Here is a 1,175-nt window from a genome sequence, read left to right on the forward strand (position 1 = left end):
AGCCCACGTAACCAGGAGGAGCACCGATTAATCGCGCGACCGAGTGCTTCTCCATAAACTCAGACATATCGATACGAACCATTGCTTCTTCAGTATCAAACAAGAAGTTTGCCAAAGACTTGCACAACTCAGTCTTACCCACGCCTGTTGGCCCAAGGAATAGGAAAGAACCATTCGGTCGATTCGGATCAGACAAACCTGCGCGAGAACGACGTACCGCATCAGCAACCGCATTAACCGCTTCTTGCTGCCCTATCACGCGCTCATGCAAAGCATCTTCCATACGTAATAGCTTTTCTTTCTCGCCTTCTAGCATTTTCGAAACAGGAATCCCTGTCCATTTCGAAACCGTCTCGGCGATCTCTTCCTCTGTCACGCGGTTACGTAACAAGGTCATACCAACCATCTCCGCCTGGCTCGCCATGTCTAACTGACGCTCTAACTCCGGAATTTTGCCATATTGCAGTTCCGACATAAGTCCTAAATCACCGTTACGACGCGCTGTATCAAGCTCAACACGCGCCTGCTCTAGCTGACTTTTCACTTGCTGCGAACCTTGCAAGGCAGCTTTTTCTGACGTCCAAACTTCTTCAAGATCGGCAAATTCTTTTTCGACAGTCTCAATACGTTTGTTAAGTTCTAACAAGGATTTCTTTGAACCTTCATCCTTTTCTTTCTTTAAAGCTTCTCGTTCAATTTTGAGCTGAATGAGTCGACGCTCTAACTTATCTAAGGACTCTGGCTTCGAATCCATCTCCATACGAATTTGGCTCGCAGCCTCATCTACTAGATCAATAGCTTTGTCTGGCAATTGTCGGTCACTGATATAACGATGAGACAACTTACCTGCAGCGATAATCGCAGCGTTAGTAATTTCAACGCCATGATGCACTTCATACCGATCTTTTAATCCCCTTAGAATCGCGATCGTATCCTCAACGGTCGGCTCATCGACCACCACCTTTTGGAAACGGCGTTCAAGCGCTGCATCTTTTTCAATGTACTCGCGATATTCATCCAAGGTTGTCGCGCCGACACAGTGCAATTCACCACGTGATAAAGCTGGTTTGAGCATATTACCTGCGTCCATCGAACCCTCGCCCTTGCCAGCGCCCACCATGGTATGAATTTCATCGATAAATAAGATGATTTGGCCTTCCTGTTTTGCCAATTCA

General features: G+C 46.8%; 1 protein-coding gene. It reads right to left on the bottom strand.

From position 1 onward, the window contains the following. On the bottom strand, positions 1-1,175 hold a 1,175-nt coding region (locus A3739_RS25565), incomplete at both ends, for an AAA family ATPase (protein WP_156502835.1).

The sequence above is a fragment of the Oleiphilus sp. HI0067 genome (genome assembly GCF_001635735.1).